Source organism: Pseudoalteromonas sp. Z1A6 (genome assembly GCF_011378745.1).
GTDB lineage: Bacteria > Pseudomonadota > Gammaproteobacteria > Enterobacterales > Alteromonadaceae > Pseudoalteromonas > Pseudoalteromonas arctica.
Window position 1 is genome coordinate 1 of record NZ_WTKW01000041.1, and the last position, 18,273, is coordinate 18,273.

Sequence of the window (18,273 nt, forward strand, 5' to 3'; positions counted from 1 at the left end):
CTCAAAAATAATAAGCTGTAATATTTAATAATTTAGAGACAGCATTTTATAAAATTGATTGATTACTTATGTTACTTATATATACATTAAATTAGCATCTTGACGAATTGGAAATTTTATAAACTAATTGCGTATTATAGTTGCTAATCATCCCGTACATCCTTATAATAGCGGCCATTGTTTAGCATGTTGTAAAACAGCTAACAGCGATATTAAATTTAAAGTTTGATATCTATTGGCGCGGGATGGAGCAGTCTGGTAGCTCGTCGGGCTCATAACCCGAAGGTCGTCGGTTCAAATCCGGCTCCCGCAACCAATTCTACTAGTAGGTATTACCTTACTAATTTATATCGCGCATTCTAAGTAATGCGCGTTTTGCGTTTTAGACTATGTAGTTTAATTAGGTCAGTTTACTGACTCGCAACCAAGCTTGGCCCTAGGCCACACAGTTTTATGCTTTATTGGTGTGACGCCCCGCTTGGTTCGGGGCGTTGTTGTATCTGCACCTTGCGATTTGTGGCAATTGTCATCAAATTAAAACTTAAACTCAGTATTTTAGGGCTATAAGCCCTTTTTTTGTTTGTATGGAGGATTTTCGTGACAAAACTTGAACAAGATTTAGTAACCATGTTAACGCCTGCGGTAGAAATGTTAGGCTTTGAATTGCATGGTCTTGAATTTGTGCAAGCGGGTCGCCATTCTACCTTAAGAGTATATATTGCTCATGAGGATGGGATCTCAGTTGATAACTGTGCGGATGCAAGTCGCCAAATTAGTGCGATTTTAGACGTCGAAGACCCAATTACAAATGAATATGATTTGGAAGTATCGTCTCCTGGTGTTGATCGTCTATTATTCAAACAAGATCACTACGAGCAGGCGCAAGGAGAGGAAGTACGCGTGCGTACTAAACTTCCACAGGATGGTCGTCGTAATTTTAAAGGCGACTTAGTAGCAGTTAGCAGCGATATGATCACACTATCTAGCGATGGTGCAGAGCATCTGATCATGCTTAGTAACATCGAACGTGCGAATTTAATCGCGAAGTTTTAAATTCGAGTGCGAAGGAATAGGGCAAGCGAGGCATTACCCATGGCAAAAGAGATATTATTGGTTGCTGAAGCCGTTTCCAATGAGAAAGCGGTTCCAAAAGAAAAGATTTTTGAAGCTCTAGAGTTCGCTTTAGCGACAGCTACAAAGAAAAAACACGATGGCGAAATTGAAGTACGCGTAGCAATTGACCGTAAAACTGGTGATTACGATACGTTCCGTCGTTGGCAGATTGCCGCTGTATTAGAAGATGGTTCTTTAGAGAATCCATACAGCGAAATCACTCTAGAAGCAGCACAGGTTGAAGAACCTGATTTGCAAATGGGTGATTATGTTGAAGAGCAAATCGACTCAATCAAATTTGACCGTATTACAACACAAATGGCTAAGCAAGTTATCGTACAAAAAGTACGTGAAGCTGAGCGTGCTTTAGTTGTTGAAGCATACAAAGATCAAGTAGGTGAGTTGGTAACGGGTGTTGTTAAAAAAGCAACGCGTGACTCTATTGTTCTTGATTTAGGCAATAACGCAGAAGCAGTAATTTACCGTGATGACATGTTACCACGTGAAAACTTCCGCCCGGGTGACCGTATTCGTGGCTTTTTATATGAAGTTAAGCCTGAAGCACGCGGTGCACAATTATTTGTAACGCGCTCTAAACCTGAAATGCTAATGGAATTATTCCGCATTGAGGTGCCAGAAATTGGCGAAGAGATGATTGAATTACGTGCTGCAGCACGTGATCCAGGTTCACGCGCTAAAATTGCTGTTAAATCTAACGACAAACGCATTGACCCAATTGGTGCATGTGTTGGTATGCGTGGCGCACGAGTGCAAGCTGTATCGTCAGAACTTGGCGGTGAGCGTGTTGATATCGTACTTTACGATGACAACCCGGCACAATTTGTTATCAATGCAATGGCGCCAGCAGAAGTTGCTTCAATCGTAATGGATGAAGACACTCACTCAATGGATATCGCTGTAGAAGCAGATAACCTAGCGCAAGCAATTGGTCGTAATGGTCAAAACGTTCGTTTAGCAAGTCAGTTAACTGGCTGGGAACTAAACGTAATGACTGTTGAAGACATGCGTACTAAAAATGAAGCTGAATCTGATAAGTTACTTAACTTATTCACTGAAAATTTAGAAATTGATGATGAGTTTGCATCATTACTTATCAACGAAGGTTTCTCGACACTTGAAGAAGTGGCGTATGTACCAGCGTCTGAATTTTTAGAAATTGATGGTCTTGATGAAGAGACTGTAGATTTACTGCGCTCACGCGCAAAAGATGCATTGACAACTAAAGCACTTAAAACGGAAGAAAGCTTAGATGGCGCAGAGCCAGCTGAAGACTTACTTGCGCTTGAAGGCTTAGAGCGTCACTTAGCATTTGTTATGGCAAGCAAGGGTGTTGTTACACTTGAAGACTTGGCAGAACAAGGTATTGACGAATTAGTTGATATCACAGAACTTTCATCTGAAAAAGCGGGTGAACTGATTATGGCTGCACGAAACATTTGTTGGTTTGCAGACGAGTAATTTATTAACGGAGGTATTACACACTATGGCAGAAGTAAATGTTGAAAAACTAGCCGGCGATATAGGTACGACTGTTGATAAATTGCTACAGCAGTTTTCACAAGCAGGTATCACTAAGCAAGCAACTGATAACGTAACAGAAGCTGAAAAAGCAACGTTACTTGATCATTTAAGCAAGCATCATGGCGGTACAGGTTCAGATGGCCCAGCGCGTATGACTTTACAACGTAAGAGCAAAAGCACTTTAAGTGTTACGGGCTCTACTGGTAAAGCAAAAGATGTTCAAGTTGAAGTTCGCAAAACACGTACTTACGTGAAGAAAAGCGCAATGGAACAAGAACAAGAGCAAGCTCGCTTAGCTGCTGAAGAAAAAGTGCGTCTTGAAGAGCAGCAAAAAGCTGACCAAGAAGCCGCAGAATTAAAAGCGAAACAAGAGGCAGAACGCAAAGCGAAAGAAGAAGCCGACCGTAAAGCCAAAGAAGAAGCTAAACGCAAAGCTGATGCAGAGCGTAAAGCGAAACAAAAGCAGATGACCCCAGAGCAAAGTGCTAAGTCTGAGAAAGATCGCATAGAAGCTGAGCGTCTGCAAAAAGAAGCAGAAGAGGCCGCATTGAAGAAAGCTGAAGAAGAAGCGAAACGTCAAGCAGAAGAAGCAAGAAAGCTAGCTGAAGAAAACTCGGCACGCTGGAAGAAAGAAGAAGAAGAACGTAAGAAACGCGAAGAAACAGCGGATCACCATCTTACGACTTCTACTTATGCACGTGAAGCAGAAGATGTTGCCGATGCTCGTGATGAGCAAGGTACACGCCGTGCTAAGAAAAAGAAAAAAGCGCCAGCAAAAGATAAATTTGCAGCGTCAAGAGGCCGTAACAAGTCTAAGTTAAAAGCACCTGCATCATTACAACATGGTTTCCAAAAACCAACTGTTGATGTTAAAAATGAAGTGCGTATTAGCGAAACAATTACAGTAGCTGAGCTTGCATCACGCATGGCCGTTAAAGGCGCTGAAGTTGTTAAAACAATGATGAAAATGGGTGACATGGTTACTATTAACCAAGTGATTGACCAAGAAGCTGCACAATTAGTTGCAGAAGAAATGGGTCACAAGGTTATCATTGTTAAAGAAAACGAATTAGAGCAAACAGTACTTAATGACCGCCACGAAGATGGTAAGTCAGAGCCACGTGCTCCAGTAGTAACTGTAATGGGTCACGTTGACCATGGTAAAACATCAACTCTTGATTACATTCGTTCTGCGAAGGTTGCTTCTGGCGAAGCCGGTGGTATTACACAGCATATTGGTGCATACCATGTTGATGTAAACGGTCACATGATCACCTTCTTAGATACACCAGGACATGCTGCATTTACTTCAATGCGTGCTCGTGGTGCTAAAGCGACTGATATCGTAATCCTAGTAGTTGCAGCAGATGATGGCGTTATGCCACAAACTAAAGAAGCGGTACAGCATGCACGTGCAGCTGGCGTTCCTTTAATCATTGCTGTAAACAAAATGGATAAAGAAGGCGCAGATCCAGATCGTGTTAAAAACGAACTTGCTGTACTAGACGTTATTCCAGAAGAATGGGGCGGCGATACGCAGTACGTTCATATCTCAGCTAAAACTGGCTTAGGTATTGACGACCTTCTTGAAGCAGTATTGAACCAATCTGAGCTTCTAGAGCTTTCTGCACCGACTGAAGGTATGGCGGCTGGTGTTGTTATTGAATCTCGTCTTGATAAAGGCCGTGGTCCAGTAGCATCAGTACTTGTTCAATCTGGTACGCTTAACCAAGGTGACATTGTATTATGTGGTCTTGAGTATGGCCGTGTTCGTGCAATGCGCGATGAAAACGGTAAAGACATTAAGTCTGCTGGTCCATCTATTCCAGTTGAGATTTTAGGTCTTTCTGGTATTCCAGCTGCGGGCGACGAAGCGACTGTAGTTAAAGATGAACGTAAAGCGCGTGAAGTTGCTTTATACCGTCAAGGTAAGTTCCGCGATGTTAAACTAGCACGTCAACAAAAAGCTAAGCTTGAAAACATGTTTACTAACATGACTGAAGGCGATGTTTCTGAAGTTAACGTGGTACTTAAAGCTGACGTTCAAGGTTCTATCGAAGCAATCTCTGATTCACTAACTAAACTTTCTACTGATGAAGTAAAAGTGAAGATTGTTGGTTCAGGTGTTGGTGGTATTACCGAAACTGATGCAACACTAGCTGCAGCGTCTAACGCAATTGTAGTTGGCTTTAACGTTCGTGCTGATGCTTCAGCTCGTAAAGTTATCGAGACTGAAAACTTAGACCTACGTTACTACAGCGTAATTTATGCCTTGATTGACGAAGTTAAACAAGCAATGTCAGGTATGTTAGCGCCAGAGTTTAAACAAGAAATCATTGGTCTTGCTCAAGTTCGTGACGTATTCAAGTCTCCAAAAATTGGCGCAATCGCTGGTTGTATGGTTACTGAAGGTGTTATTAAACGTAGCGCTCCAATCCGTGTACTACGTGAAAACGTTGTTATCTATGAAGGTGAACTTGAGTCACTTCGTCGCTTTAAAGACGATGTTGCTGATGTTCGTAACGGCATGGAATGTGGTATCGGCGTTAAGAACTACAATGACGTACGTGTTGGTGACCAAATCGAAGTATTCGAAACAGTTGAAGTACAACGTACTCTATAATTGTTACTAGGGAGTATTGAACGCTCAGGTTAACGCCGGACGTTCTACACACCCTACGCTAAGATTTTAAATGGGGGCTTAGCCCCCATTTGCATATCCATTATTTAGTTAACTTATTATTTAATTTCAATAAGTTATTATTTTAGGACAAGTATAATGAGAGAATTTTCTCGCACTGATCGTGTTGCACAGCAAATCCAAAAAGAGATTGCTGTAATTTTACAACGCGAAATTAAAGATCCACGCTTAGGTATGGTGACAGTGTCAGCGGTAGAAGTATCGCGCGATTTATCTTATGCCAAAATTTTCATTACTGTGTTTAACACACAAGATGAAGACGCAGCAAAGCAAAGCGCAAAAGTACTTAATGAAGCAACGGGCTATATTCGCTCGTTACTTGGTAAGCGTATCCGTGCACGTATAATGCCTGAGTTAAAGTTTGTAGTTGATAACTCATTAATGGAAGGTATGCGTATTTCTAACTTAGTGGATTCTATTATCCGCGAAGATAACGCAAAGCATGTAGATGAAGACGTAGAAAGTGTTGATGCTGCTGATGTTTCAGATAGCGAAGAAGGTACTGATCACGTAGACGATACAGATAGCGAAGAAGGCACTGATACAGATGGCAAAGCGCAGTAAAGGCCGTGCAGTTGACGGTATTTTGTTGTTAAACAAACCTGAAGGCATTTCATCAAATAAAGCATTACAGCAAGCAAAAAGTGTTTATTTTGCGCAAAAAGCTGGACACACAGGTGCTTTAGATCCACTTGCCACAGGTATGCTGCCAATTTGTTTTGGTGAAGCGACTAAGTTTACGCAGTTTTTACTCGATACAGATAAAACCTATATCGTTCGAGCACAACTGGGTGAGCGTACAACAACATCAGATTCTGATGGCGAAATTGTTAGCACTAAAGATGTGAACGTTACGCGTGAACAGCTAACAAAAGAAATAGCTGCTTTTGTTGGTGAGTCTGAACAATATCCGTCAATGTACTCAGCTCTTAAGTACCAAGGTAGACCGTTATATAAGTACGCGCGCGAAGGTATTGAAGTTCCTCGTAAATGCAGAAAAATAAACGTGTTTAGCTTATCGTTTGACGAATTTGATGAACAAAGCAACGTATTACAAATGACGGCCCATGTATCTAAAGGGACCTACATTCGTACAATCGTTGATGATTTAGGCGAAAACCTAGGCTGTGGCGCACACGTTATTATGCTCCACAGAACCGCTGTTGGTCAGTATCCGGCAGATAAAATGGTCTCGCTTGATGAGATTGAAGCGTTGCTTGCTAAAGCGAAAGAAGAAGAGCTTGCGCCTTCAACTTATTTAGACTCGCTATTGCTACCAATTGATACTGCTTTAACTGATTTACCCGTTGTTGAAATTACAAAAGAACAAGGGGGGGTTTTTAGTCACGGGCAAGCTGTAGAATTATCAATCGCTTTACCTGATGGTGCAATTAAAGTTGTTGCGGATAATATATTTATTGGTACTGGTGAGCGCAACTCAAACGGTCATTTAAAGGTTAAACGTGGTCTTGCTAGTCAGCAAGACGATTACGTAAAGCCTGAATAAGCAACTAATGTGCCTAACGGTGGCTTATTAGTTGTAGTTGGGGATAATTAGCTTGTAGTTATTCCTACAGTTGGTAGAATACGCCCGCTTAATCGTTTTGGCTGAATTAGTGATCGGCTAAGACACCTTTTAAATTTAATTTTTGGAGTTACTATGTCACTAAGCAATCAAGAAAAAATCGATATCATTGCTAAATTTGCACGTGCAGAAGGCGATACAGGTTCATCAGAAGTACAAGTAGCATTACTTACTTTTGACATCAACAAGCTTCAAGGTCACTTTGCTGATCACAAGCATGACTTCCACTCACGTCGTGGTCTGCTTCGTAAAGTAAGCACTCGCCGTAAACTACTTGATTACCTTAAAGGTAAAGACATCACTAGTTATACTGCGTTAATCAAAGAACTTGGCCTACGTCGCTAAGAACTAGATTATAGAAAAAGGAGCTTTTTAGCTCCTTTTTTTGTGCCTAAAATTTGTGTTTCCAAATTAAGAAAATTCTTAAACCTATTGAATTATAATATAAAACCCCCATTTCATAGACTACCAATAGCTGTTGTATTTACCCGCTAATTAGCCCAGTTTAAATCTAGTAGCGAGTGTGTGTTGACCTTTCGTGATTAATTTTGCAGCTGTATGTTTGGTCTTTAGGCAAGGCAGCGCCTATGTAGTGTGGTTATTCCCCATAAATAGGCGATAACGCAGCATAAATGCCAAACATGCGCTGCCCTGCGGGTTCATCCTAGGGGCGATTAACTCTTTGTTGCTCGATTTTTACTTAGCCCACTAGGTTACAAATCTCGCGCCGTGATTAAATCGACCCTAGATTGAACAAATTTCAATCCACAAAGATCAACACACCCTAGACTCGCATTTTGAAGCAGCTTTGGTATATACTATGCGCGTAGGTAAAAAGGTTTATCTACGCTTATTCACATCATTGCCAATTGTAGTACTTAATTGATTTCCAACTGAATACAATTATGTACTGTAATTGGTACTTTGATGACAACTTATTAGAATACATTTAAGGAATATTTTAAGTGCAAGCAATTATTAAAGAATTCAAACTAGGTCAACATACAGTGACTCTAGAAACTGGTGCAATCGCTCGTCAAGCAGACGGCGCTGTACTTGCAAGCATTGGCGACACTTCAGTTTTAGTAACTGTTGTTGGTAAGCGTGAAGCACAACCTGGCCAAGACTTTTTCCCACTAACAGTTAACTACCAAGAGCGTATGTATGCTGCTGGTCGTATCCCAGGTGGTTTCTTAAAGCGTGAAGGTCGTCCTAACGATGGCGAAACACTTATTGCACGTCTTATTGACCGTCCAATTCGTCCACTTTTCCCAAGCGGTTTTGTAAACGAAGTACAAGTTATTGCTACTGTTGTTTCTGTTAACCCTGAAATCCAACCTGATATGGTTGCGATGATTGGTACTTCAGCAGCACTTGCTATCTCTGGTATCCCGTTCAGTGGTCCAATTGGTGCATCTCGCGTTGGTTACATCAACGGCGAATATGTACTTAACCCTACATTAAAAGAGCTTGAAGAAAGCCAACTTGATTTAGTGGTAGCCGGTACTGATAAAGCGGTACTTATGGTTGAATCAGAAGCTAACGTACTTGCAGAAGACGTAATGCTTGGCGCTGTTGTATATGGTCATGAGCAATCTCAAGCGATCATCACTGCAATCGAAGAATTTAAAGCAGAAGCAGGCAAGCCTACTTGGGATTGGACTGCACCAGCTAAAAACGTTGCACTAGAAGATAAAGTTGCAGCAATTGCTGCTGATAAAGTAGGCGCAGCTTACTTAATCACTGATAAAGTAGCGCGTAAAGAAGCACTTGGCGTAGCTAAAGATGAAGTTGTTGCAGTGTTAACAGCTGAACTTGCTGAAGGCGAGTCTTTAGATAAGCAAGAAATTGGTAAAATCTTCGGTTCACTTGAGAAGAAAATCGTTCGTGGCCGTATCGCTTCTGGCGAAAAACGTATCGATGGTCGTGAACCAGATATGATTCGTGCACTAGATGTAATGACTGGCGTATTACCGCGTACTCACGGTTCTGCTATCTTTACTCGTGGCGAAACTCAAGCGTTAGTAACAGCTACACTTGGTACAGAACGTGATTCACAGTTAATCGACGATTTAACGGGTACTCATAAAAACCACTTTATGCTTAACTACAACTTCCCTCCATTCTGTGTAGGTGAAACTGGTTTTGTTGGTTCTCCTAAGCGTCGTGAAATCGGCCATGGTAACCTTGCTAAGCGTGGTATTGCTGCTGTAATGCCAACATTGACTGAATTCCCATATTCAATCCGTGTAGTATCTGAAATCACTGAATCAAACGGTTCATCTTCAATGGCTTCTGTATGTGGTACTTCACTTGCACTTATGAATGCCGGTGTACCAATTAAAGCGTCTGTTGCTGGTATTGCGATGGGTCTAGTTAAAGAAGACGATAAATTCGTTGTTCTTTCTGACATCTTAGGTGATGAAGATCACTTAGGTGACATGGACTTTAAAGTTGCTGGTACAGCTGCAGGTATCACTGCACTTCAAATGGATATCAAAATCGAAGGTATCACTCAAGAAATCATGCAAATTGCGCTTAAACAAGCAAAAGCTGCACGTTTACATATCTTAGAAGTGATGGACGAAGCAATTTCTGCTCCTTCTGAAGAGCTATCAATGTTTGCTCCTCGCATATACACAATGAAAATCCCACAGAAGAAAATCGCTGAAGTTATCGGTAAAGGTGGCGCAACTATTCGTCAGCTTACTGAAGAAACTGGTACAACGATTGAAATCGGTGACGACGGTACGATTAAAATTGCCGCTACAGATGGCGAAAGTGCAGCTAATGCAATTAGCCGTATTGAGCAATTAACAGCTGAACTTGAAGTAGGTACTATCTACGAAGGTAAAGTTGTACGTATTGTTGATTTCGGTGCGTTTGTAAACATTCTTCCTGGTAAAGATGGTCTAGTACATATTTCTCAAATTAGTACTGAGCGCGTTAATAACGTGGCTGATCACCTTTCTGAAGGTCAAGAAGTTAAAGTTAAAGTACTAGAAGTAGATCGCCAAGGCCGTGTACGTCTAAGTATTAAAGAAGCAATGGAATCAGCAGCACCTGCAGCTGACGCGCCAACTGACGCGTAATTGTTAACTTATTAATCTAGTTATATTAGCTAGATGATAAAAAAGGGGCTGTTTAGCCCCTTTTTTTATGCTTTAATGAAACCTTATTGGACAAGGTCTGTCTTATATTAATCGCGATATATCTTGGTATTAAGGATTTTAATGATACTCAAACATTTAGCTTTGGCATCTTTTGCTATTTTGTCTTTAAGCGCTTGCCAAACTACAACAGAATCAGAACCAACCCCGATTGTTAATGTGCCATTTACTGCACCTTTAGCCTCTGACTTTAGAAGTGAAATTGCTATTGCACGCTACTCAGAGTTATTGAATAGGGCTGACTTAAGCGAAGAGCAACAAGCTAAGCTTTATTACGACCGTGGTGTACTTTTCGATAGTCTAGGTATGACCACTCTTTCGCGTATTGATTTTAACCGCGCAGTAAAACTTAAGCCTGATTTAGCTGAAGTGTATAATTTTTTAGGTATTCAACATACGCTTATGCAGCAGTACGAAAAAGCCTATGAGTTTTTCGATTCAGCTCTAGAACTTGATGAAGAGCATGAATACGCCTATTTAAATCGAGGAATTGCACTGTATTACGGCGATAGAGCTGGCCTTGCTAAAAATGACTTTAATGAGTTTTTAGCCCGTTCTCCTAACGATCCGTACCGTGTTTTATGGGTTTATTTAGCCCAGGCACAAGAGGATAAAGTAATCGCACTTGATGCCCTTAAACAAAATGCGACTGCGCTTGATGATTCACAATGGGCGTATCAGTTAATTTCTCTTTATACGGGCGATATGAGTGAACATGCATTTTTATCAGGCATTAGTGATGGTGTTAGAACTGAGCAAGAATATGCGCAACGTTTATGTGAAGCTTATTTTTACTTAGCCAAAATGCATCAAGCAGCGGGTGAGCTGTACTTAGCATCAGACTATTTTAGGCTTGCGCTAGCAACCAATGTACATGAGTTTATTGAGTACAAATATGCGCGTTTAGAACTTGAGTTGATGGAAGGTGTTGACGCAAGTTAAGCGTTTTAAATTAATAGGTGTATTACTATGTTGTTTGTTAATTACAGGCTCGAGTAATTACCTTGGCGCTATTGGCTTTTGGCATGTTTTAAATACAAAAGCCAATGTTCTACAAAGTTATTGGAATTCACCAGCTTATTTTTCTGATCACCTAGAGCAGTTACCAAAGACCTCTTTAGCTATACTTGCTCGCAGTAAAATTTCCTCAGCACAATATATGTATTCTCTTAAGCTTATTAAAAGCAGTCAGAGTGATACTGCAAAACAATTTTGGCTCTCCGCTATAAATGACTTAACAATCCCAGAGCGTAAAATATTAGCAACAAAGTTACTTGAGCAATCACGTTGGAGCGATTTAGAGTTACTCGCTAGTAAAAACAAATTACCAGCAGGGGATGTACTAAATCATCTAAAACTTCAGTTAAAAATACCACAGAGTAAAATATCTACCGCGTTTATCCACGATCTCGGTTTTTCATCTTTAAGAAATATAAGCAAACCTAATAAGCAATGTATGTTTAACGTGCTGACTATGAGCGATCATCGCAGTGGCTTATATAAACTTACAGAGTTTATTAATGCTTATAATAAACAACCAGAGCCCCGTGAAAATATTTTTTGCTTTTCAAAACCCGTTTACGTTGCGGGTATGCTTGAGTGTAAAAGTAGTACTAGTCAAATAGCAAAGTGTGACTGGCAATCATCTAAACTTAATAGCCAGCTTCCTAACAATTTTGATTTTATAGTGATGATGCCTAAAGATGGAACGGCTAATGTCACGAAGGGAACAATGCTAATAAACTCAAAAGCAAAATACAGTATATTTTTGCATGAGCTGATGCATTTTAACGGTTTTGAAGATGAATACGCTTTGCCTAAAACTAAGCAAGCATGGTTGTGTGCAAAAACGGGTTTTGTTGCACCTAATTTATTTATTTCTCATGGTGAGTCACCGCCAACAGGTTGGCATAAAGCAAAGAGTTGCCAGGTAGGAGGTATTGCTTATAAACCTAGTGAAAATTGGTCTATTATGCAATATCAGCAGTTAGGGCTCTCAGCGCAGTATAGACAACTTTGGTTGAAACATTTAGATATGACCAATGGTAACTTTCATCGTCACCCTGGCGCGCTTACATTTGCAAATAAGGCCATATTAAATTAACAATTATCAGTATTAATTAATTGTTTTTTTAGGCTTAATAAATTGTTAGTTCTTGTTTAAAAAACACCCATACAGAACCGCTTTTTATAGACAAAATCAGTGTTTTTCAGTATAACTATAGTCATTAATGTCGTTTAAAAACAGGCAGTAAAAGCATCACTTAGTATTAAAAAGAGATGCCCTAATAAACTTATGATAATAAAAGGCCCTACATTATGACTTTGCTCTGGATACCCTTGTTATCCTTAATTGGCAGTGTTATTTCTGCATGCACAGGTAAGTTATCCCGCAATTTAAGCACTAGTTTAACGGCTCTTGCGCCTTTGACGGCTTTGGGGATTACTCTATACCATGCACCTGCCGTTTTAGCGGGCGAAACCATTCGTTATTCTTTAGCTTGGATCCCGTCAATAGGACTCGATTTGTCTCTGCGGTTAGACGGCCTCAGTTTATTGTTTATGTTTATGATTTTAGGCATAGGCTTGCTCGTTATCCTCTACACCCGTTACTACCTAAGCGCTAATGACTCAATGGCTAAGCTATATAGTTACTTAATGCTATTTATGACTGCAATGCTTGGTATTGTTATGTCTAACAACGTCATTCAACTGTGGTTGTTTTGGGAATTAACGAGCATCAGCTCATTTTTATTAATTAGTTTTTGGTGGCATAAATCAGAAGCGCGAAAAGGCGCACGTATGGCGCTTGCTGTAACAGGCGCGGGCGGCTTAGCGTTACTTGCTGGATTGATGCTATTAGGTGATATTGTTGGTAGTTACGACCTAGATGTTATTCTAGCGAGTAAAGCAATAATTCAATCTCATGATTTATACGAAGTAGCATTGGTATTGGTGCTACTGGGTGCGTTTACTAAATCGGCACAATTTCCATTTCACTTTTGGCTTCCTCATGCAATGGCAGCGCCTACGCCAGTAAGCGCGTATTTACATTCTGCGACGATGGTAAAAGCCGGTATATTTTTGTTAGCACGTTTTCATCCTGCTTTAGCCGGCACCGATACTTGGTTCTTGCTCGTTGGGTTAACGGGTTTAGCTACGCTGTTGTTTGGCGCTTATATAGCACTATTCAAACACGACTTAAAAGGCTTGTTAGCCTATTCAACAATAAGCCATTTGGGTTTAATAACGCTATTACTCGGACTTGATACTGAACTTGCGACTGTTGCTGCTATTTTTCACATAATTAACCATGCGACGTTTAAAGCGTCGTTATTTATGGCCGTTGGTATTATTGATCACGAAACGGGCACGCGCGATATGCGTAAATTAAATGGTATGTGGCGATACTTACCATACACTGCAACGCTTGCGATGGTCGCGGCGGCTGCAATGGCAGGAGTTCCTTTACTAAATGGCTTCTTGTCTAAAGAAATGTTTTTTGCAGAAACGCTGCATCAGCAAGTGCTTGGTTCTATGTCGTGGTTAATTCCAGTACTGGCAACTGTTGCAGGTGCATTAGCTGTTGCGTACTCAGCACGCTTTATTCATGACGTGTTTTTTAATGGTGAACCAATTGATTTACCTCGTACGCCGCATGAGCCACCGCGCTATATGCGTGTACCAATAGAAATACTTGTTGTGATTTGTTTGTTAGTGGGTATGTTCCCGCACTTTACAATTGATGGCATTTTATCTGCGGCGTCTTTAGCTGTACTTGGAAAAGAAATGCCTGTTTACGAATTAGCTATCTGGCATGGGTTTAACTTGCCTCTACTAATGAGTGCGATGGCGATTGCTGGCGGCTTATTTATTTATATTAATCGTAAATATCTATTTCAATTTCAAGCATCACTACCACCTCTAAACGCTAAAAAAACGTTTGAACGTGTAATCTTAAATATTGTTGCTTGGTGTCAGTCAAAAGTAAACAGTACAGAAAATGGATCGCTGCAGCGCTACCTTGTAATTATGTTAGCGGTAGTATTACTGTGTGCAGGTTGGCCGTTATTTGAAATGCAACAACTTGCCGGAAGCATGCCACTTACCCCTGTTGATGTGCACAATGCAATTGGTGCAGGCTTATTGATTATTGGTGCTCTTGCCACCGTTATTTGGCATCGCTCTCGAATGGTATCGCTATTAATGCTCTCAATTGTAGGATTAATGGTGTCGGTTGTATTTACACGCTTTTCTGCTCCAGATTTAGCGCTTACGCAGCTAACCGTTGAGGTTGTTACTATTATTTTACTTATGTTGGCATTGTTTTTCTTGCCGCAGCATACGCCAAAAGAATCAAGTTCATTACGCGTACTTCGAGACTTAGCAATAGCCTCTACGTTAGGTGTAGTGATAGCGAGTATTTGTTACGCATTACTTACACGTCCATTAGATTCAATCTCAGACTTCTTTATTGCTAACGCTAAAATAGGTGGCGGTGGTACCAACGTGGTTAACGTTATTTTGGTCGACTTTAGGGGCTTTGATACGCTTGGAGAAATTACCGTATTAGGTATTGCCGCATTAGGTATATTTAAAGTACTTTCTCGAATTCCATTATTTATGCCAGCAAGCGACAGCGAAGGGCGCCCATGGGCTAAAGAACGTCATCCAATATTACTGGCGAGTATTTCACAAAGTTTATTACCGCTTGCGTTATTAGTTTCTGCATATATTTTCCTACGTGGACATAACTTACCTGGTGGTGGCTTTATTGCAGGACTGGTAACGTCAATCGCGTTTATTTTGCAATACATGGCGCATGGTACAGCATGGATAAACGAACGCTTTGATGTTAATTATCGCAAAATTATAGCCTCAGGCATCGGTATTTCTTTGTTTACAGGTGTGGGTAGTTGGTTCTTCGATAAGCCATTTTTAACAACTTGGTTTGACTACTTTGATATTCCGTTTGTCGGTAAAACAGAGCTTGCCAGCGCGATTGCATTTGACCTAGGTGTTTACTTAACTGTTGTAGGCGCTACGTTAATGATTTTAGCAAGCTTAGGTAATATGACAGCAGATACCCAGAAAAAAGAGGTAAATATTTAATGGAATTATTGTACGCATCTTGCGTTGGAGTATTGGTCAGTTGCGGTGTGTTTTTACTGCTGAGAGCTCGTACATTCCCTGTAGTACTTGGGCTTACTATGATTTCATACGCTGTTAATTTATTTTTGTTTTCAGCAGGTCGCCTTACTATTAATAAAGCGGTAGTACTTGGTACTGGCACAGAATACGCCGATCCTCTACCTCAAGCATTAGTACTAACTGCAATAGTGATTGGTTTTGCGATGACCGCATTTGTGGTTATTTTGGCAATACGTGGGCGCGCCGATTTAGGTAGTGACCATGTTGATGGTTATGTGCCTAACACCTCTGCAGATAATAAGGAGCAAAAATGATCCAACATTTAGCTTCGCTACCTATTTTATTACCTATGTTGACGGCAGTTATTTTATTGCTGCCGCCATGTGGTAAAAGCGTCAAAATTCGCCGCTTAGTTTCAATTGTAATGGCAATAGCTACTTTTGCCATTAGTGTGCTTTTACTTGTACATATTAATAATACAGGTATTAATGTTTACGCTATTGGTAGTTGGTCTGCACCATTTGGGATAGTCTTAGTCGCTGACATGTTATCTACCTTATTGGTTACGTTAACTTCACTTTTAGGTTTGGGCGCTATTTTATATGGTAGTGCTGGCGATGATGAAAAGGGCAGCTTTTATCATCCACTTGTTCATTTTTTAATATTGGGTGTAAATGGCGCGTTTTTAACTGGCGATTTATTTAACCTATTTGTATTTTTTGAAGTGTTACTGATTGCATCATATGCACTGTTAATGCATGCAGGTGATAAACAAAACACTCGTGCGGCACTGCAATATGTAATATTAAATTTAGTTGGCTCAAGCGTATTTTTAATCGGTTTGGGTATTTTGTACGGTGTACTTGGTACGCTTAATATTGCAGATATGGCGCAAAAAGTATCACAGCTTTCGGGCGATGATGTATACCTAGCAAAAGCAGGTGGTTTATTACTATTAATTGTATTTGCTTTAAAGGCCGCACTATTACCTCTGCATTTATGGCTTCCAAATACGTATTCAAGCGCTAAACCTGTGGTTGCTGCATTGTTTGCGATTATGACCAAAGTAGGCGTTTACGCCATGCTTCGTGTTTACACGGTGATATTTGGCGAACAAGCAGGAGCGCTTGAACATATGGCGCAGCCTTGGCTTTGGGGCTTAGCAATTGCCACCATTATAGTGGGTGCCATTGGCGTTATGGCAGCGCAAGACTTACGTAAACTCACCTCTAACTTAGTATTAGTATCGGTAGGTACGTTGGTTGCGCTAATTGCATTGCAAAATGTAAATGCCACTGCTGCACTTTTATATTATTTAGTGCATTCAACACTTGTTAGTGCCGCACTGTTTTTACTAGCAGACTTAGTTTCAATCCAGCGCGGTAAAGTTGGTGATAGGCTAGTAGCGGGTCGCTCTGTTAAACAACCATTTTTATTAGGTGTGTGCTTTATTGTTGCGGCTTTAACTGTAGTTGGTATGCCGCCACTATCAGGCTTTGTAGGTAAAATTTGGATACTTAAAGCCACATTAAATAGTGAGCAAGCTTTACTATTTTGGCCTGTATATTTAGTAACAAGCTTTGCGTTGTTGGTAGCGCTTTCGCGTGCTGGCACGACCTTGTTTTGGGAGCATAAAAGTAAAAATAGCGAAAACGCAGATTGTGCAAATGCACACCCGTTGCAGGTAATTGTAATTATAGGTTTACTTGCGTGTTCGCCATTGCTCGTTATTTTTGGCGGACCAATAAGTGAATACATGCTAGGTGCTGCTACTCAGTTACATGATATAAGCGGCGGTATTAATGCTGTACTTAAAGGAGGCATGTGATGAGATTACAAGCCCGTTTTCGTTGGTTACCAACGCCATTTCGTAGCTTATTTTTGTTTATGGTTTGGCTATTGTTAAATAATAGCGTGTCGGTAGGGCACTTAGTATTAGCGACTATTTTTGCAATACTTATCCCGATATTAAGTTTTTCGCTTCGCGAGCCTCAGCCACTAATTTTAAAGCCGGGCTTGGCTCTTAAGCAGTTGCTTATTGTGCTGTACGATATTGTCGTAGCAAATTTACAAGTGGCTTTACTTATACTTGGGCCATCTAAAAATTTGCGTCCGGCATTTATAAAAGTACCGATAGATTTAACTCATGATATGCCAATTACCATATTGGCCAGTAGTGTATCGCTTACACCCGGTACAGTGAGTGCAGAGGTTTACCCAATTGCTGAATCGTTACCTGAGGGTGAAGAGCCAACACAACGCTACTTATTAATACATGTGCTTGACCTTAAAGATGAAGAAGCACTTATCAAACAAATAAAACAACGCTACGAAGCTCCACTAAAGGAGATATTTCAATGTTAGACACCGTATTACTCATTGTTTTTTCGATGATTGGCTTATCATTATTGCTTAATTTATGGCGATTGATCATTGGTCCATCAGTGCCTGATCGTGTTTTAGCGCTCGATACAATGTACATTAACGTCATTGCACTGATTATTTTATATAGCATTAGTATGGATACAGGGCTTTATTTTGAAGCTGCACTGCTTATTGCCATGCTAGGTTTCATAAGTACAGTTGCAGTGTGTAAGTATTTACTACGTGGCGATATAATTGAATAAGGTGAAAACATGATCAGCGAATGGGTTGTATCAATATTATTGTTATTTGGTGGTACGTTTATTTTAATTGGCTCAATAGGCTTAGTTAAACTACCTGACTTTTTTATGCGTTTGCATGGGCCAACTAAAGCAACAACGTTGGGCATGGCAAGTATGCTAATTGCAGCTATGGTTTATTTTGCAAATTCAGGACATGGCCTAAGTGTTAAAGAAATACTCATTACTATATTTTTACTAATTACGGCACCGATTAGTGGTTACATGCTAATAAAGTCAGCTATTCATCATAAGCTAAAAGCTAAAGAAGGCACTAAAGGCCTAGATAATGTAGAAGACGATTAACATAAAAATATATTTATAAAAGGCCGAATAAATTCATTTTAT

General features: G+C 40.3%; 15 protein-coding genes and 1 tRNA gene. All 16 read left to right on the forward strand.

Features of this window, described 5'->3' with window-relative positions:
* Positions 1-239 precede the first annotated feature (239 nt).
* The 16 genes from GQR46_RS04495 (at position 240) to GQR46_RS04570 (ending at position 18,231) form a co-directional block, all read left to right on the forward strand.
* Positions 240-316 (forward strand) — tRNA-Met (locus tag GQR46_RS04495).
* 281 nt (positions 317-597) lie between these two features.
* Positions 598-1,053 (forward strand): ribosome maturation factor RimP, encoded by a 456-nt coding sequence (gene rimP, locus GQR46_RS04500; RefSeq protein WP_002958482.1) that lies wholly within the window; start codon positions 598-600, stop codon positions 1,051-1,053.
* A gap of 39 nt (positions 1,054-1,092) precedes the next feature.
* Complete coding sequence (gene nusA, locus GQR46_RS04505; RefSeq protein ID WP_165740140.1) at positions 1,093-2,592, forward strand: transcription termination factor NusA; 1,500 nt, start codon at positions 1,093-1,095, stop codon at positions 2,590-2,592.
* 25 nt (positions 2,593-2,617) lie between these two features.
* Positions 2,618-5,278, forward strand: a complete 2,661-nt coding sequence (infB, locus tag GQR46_RS04510) for a translation initiation factor IF-2 (RefSeq protein ID WP_165740142.1) — start codon at positions 2,618-2,620, stop codon at positions 5,276-5,278.
* 156 nt (positions 5,279-5,434) lie between these two features.
* A complete protein-coding gene (gene rbfA, locus GQR46_RS04515) occupies positions 5,435-5,920 on the forward strand; it encodes a 30S ribosome-binding factor RbfA (protein WP_007585506.1) in 486 nt (161 codons plus the stop codon).
* Positions 5,904-6,863 (forward strand): tRNA pseudouridine(55) synthase TruB, encoded by a 960-nt coding sequence (gene truB / locus GQR46_RS04520; RefSeq protein ID WP_165740144.1) that lies wholly within the window; start codon positions 5,904-5,906, stop codon positions 6,861-6,863. Before rbfA ends, truB begins: the two co-directional genes overlap by 17 nt.
* A 153-nt stretch (positions 6,864-7,016) precedes the next feature.
* The gene (gene rpsO / locus GQR46_RS04525) at positions 7,017-7,286 is read left to right on the forward strand and encodes a 30S ribosomal protein S15 (protein ID WP_007585509.1); all 270 of its coding nucleotides are present in this window, start codon (positions 7,017-7,019) and stop codon (positions 7,284-7,286) included.
* Positions 7,287-7,906: 620 nt separating this feature from the next.
* Complete coding sequence (pnp, locus tag GQR46_RS04530) at positions 7,907-10,033, forward strand: polyribonucleotide nucleotidyltransferase (protein ID WP_007585511.1); 2,127 nt, start codon at positions 7,907-7,909, stop codon at positions 10,031-10,033.
* Positions 10,034-10,174: 141 nt separating this feature from the next.
* Positions 10,175-11,053, forward strand: a complete 879-nt coding sequence (nlpI, locus tag GQR46_RS04535) for a lipoprotein NlpI (RefSeq protein WP_010554683.1) — start codon at positions 10,175-10,177, stop codon at positions 11,051-11,053.
* Positions 11,040-12,215: a hypothetical protein gene (locus GQR46_RS04540; RefSeq protein ID WP_165728933.1), complete on the forward strand. Its 1,176-nt coding sequence runs from the start codon at positions 11,040-11,042 to the stop codon at positions 12,213-12,215. Before nlpI ends, GQR46_RS04540 begins: the two co-directional genes overlap by 14 nt.
* A 215-nt stretch (positions 12,216-12,430) precedes the next feature.
* Complete coding sequence (locus tag GQR46_RS04545; RefSeq protein ID WP_165728932.1) at positions 12,431-15,223, forward strand: monovalent cation/H+ antiporter subunit A; 2,793 nt, start codon at positions 12,431-12,433, stop codon at positions 15,221-15,223.
* On the forward strand, positions 15,223-15,576 hold the full coding sequence (locus tag GQR46_RS04550) for a Na+/H+ antiporter subunit C (protein ID WP_010554685.1): 354 nt from the start codon (positions 15,223-15,225) through the stop codon (positions 15,574-15,576). Before GQR46_RS04545 ends, GQR46_RS04550 begins: the two co-directional genes overlap by 1 nt.
* Positions 15,573-17,090 carry a monovalent cation/H+ antiporter subunit D gene (locus tag GQR46_RS04555; protein WP_010554686.1) on the forward strand — a complete coding sequence of 506 codons (1,518 nt, stop codon included), beginning with the start codon at positions 15,573-15,575 and terminating at the stop codon, positions 17,088-17,090. Before GQR46_RS04550 ends, GQR46_RS04555 begins: the two co-directional genes overlap by 4 nt.
* Positions 17,090-17,626 carry a Na+/H+ antiporter subunit E gene (locus tag GQR46_RS04560; RefSeq protein WP_007585523.1) on the forward strand — a complete coding sequence of 179 codons (537 nt, stop codon included), beginning with the start codon at positions 17,090-17,092 and terminating at the stop codon, positions 17,624-17,626. The genes GQR46_RS04555 and GQR46_RS04560 overlap by 1 nt, the downstream gene beginning before the upstream one ends.
* On the forward strand, positions 17,620-17,889 hold the full coding sequence (locus GQR46_RS04565; RefSeq protein WP_007378493.1) for a K+/H+ antiporter subunit F: 270 nt from the start codon (positions 17,620-17,622) through the stop codon (positions 17,887-17,889). Before GQR46_RS04560 ends, GQR46_RS04565 begins: the two co-directional genes overlap by 7 nt.
* A gap of 9 nt (positions 17,890-17,898) precedes the next feature.
* Positions 17,899-18,231 carry a Na+/H+ antiporter subunit G gene (locus GQR46_RS04570; RefSeq protein WP_007585525.1) on the forward strand — a complete coding sequence of 111 codons (333 nt, stop codon included), beginning with the start codon at positions 17,899-17,901 and terminating at the stop codon, positions 18,229-18,231.
* Positions 18,232-18,273 lie beyond the last annotated feature (42 nt).

Excerpts from the sequence above, each read along its gene's own strand:
- nlpI (WP_010554683.1), top strand. The coding sequence starts at position 10,175 with ATGATACTCAAACATTTAGCTTTGGCATCTTTTGCTATTTTGTCTTTA.
- truB (WP_165740144.1), top strand. The coding sequence starts at position 5,904 with ATGGCAAAGCGCAGTAAAGGCCGTGCAGTTGACGGTATTTTGTTGTTA.
- nusA (WP_165740140.1), top strand. The coding sequence starts at position 1,093 with ATGGCAAAAGAGATATTATTGGTTGCTGAAGCCGTTTCCAATGAGAAA.
- GQR46_RS04565 (WP_007378493.1), top strand. The coding sequence starts at position 17,620 with ATGTTAGACACCGTATTACTCATTGTTTTTTCGATGATTGGCTTATCA.
- infB (WP_165740142.1), top strand. The coding sequence starts at position 2,618 with ATGGCAGAAGTAAATGTTGAAAAACTAGCCGGCGATATAGGTACGACT.
- rpsO (WP_007585509.1), top strand. The coding sequence starts at position 7,017 with ATGTCACTAAGCAATCAAGAAAAAATCGATATCATTGCTAAATTTGCA.
- rbfA (WP_007585506.1), top strand. The coding sequence starts at position 5,435 with ATGAGAGAATTTTCTCGCACTGATCGTGTTGCACAGCAAATCCAAAAA.
- GQR46_RS04550 (WP_010554685.1), top strand. The coding sequence starts at position 15,223 with ATGGAATTATTGTACGCATCTTGCGTTGGAGTATTGGTCAGTTGCGGT.
- GQR46_RS04570 (WP_007585525.1), top strand. The coding sequence starts at position 17,899 with ATGATCAGCGAATGGGTTGTATCAATATTATTGTTATTTGGTGGTACG.
- GQR46_RS04545 (WP_165728932.1), top strand. The coding sequence starts at position 12,431 with ATGACTTTGCTCTGGATACCCTTGTTATCCTTAATTGGCAGTGTTATT.
- GQR46_RS04560 (WP_007585523.1), top strand. The coding sequence starts at position 17,090 with ATGAGATTACAAGCCCGTTTTCGTTGGTTACCAACGCCATTTCGTAGC.
- GQR46_RS04555 (WP_010554686.1), top strand. The coding sequence starts at position 15,573 with ATGATCCAACATTTAGCTTCGCTACCTATTTTATTACCTATGTTGACG.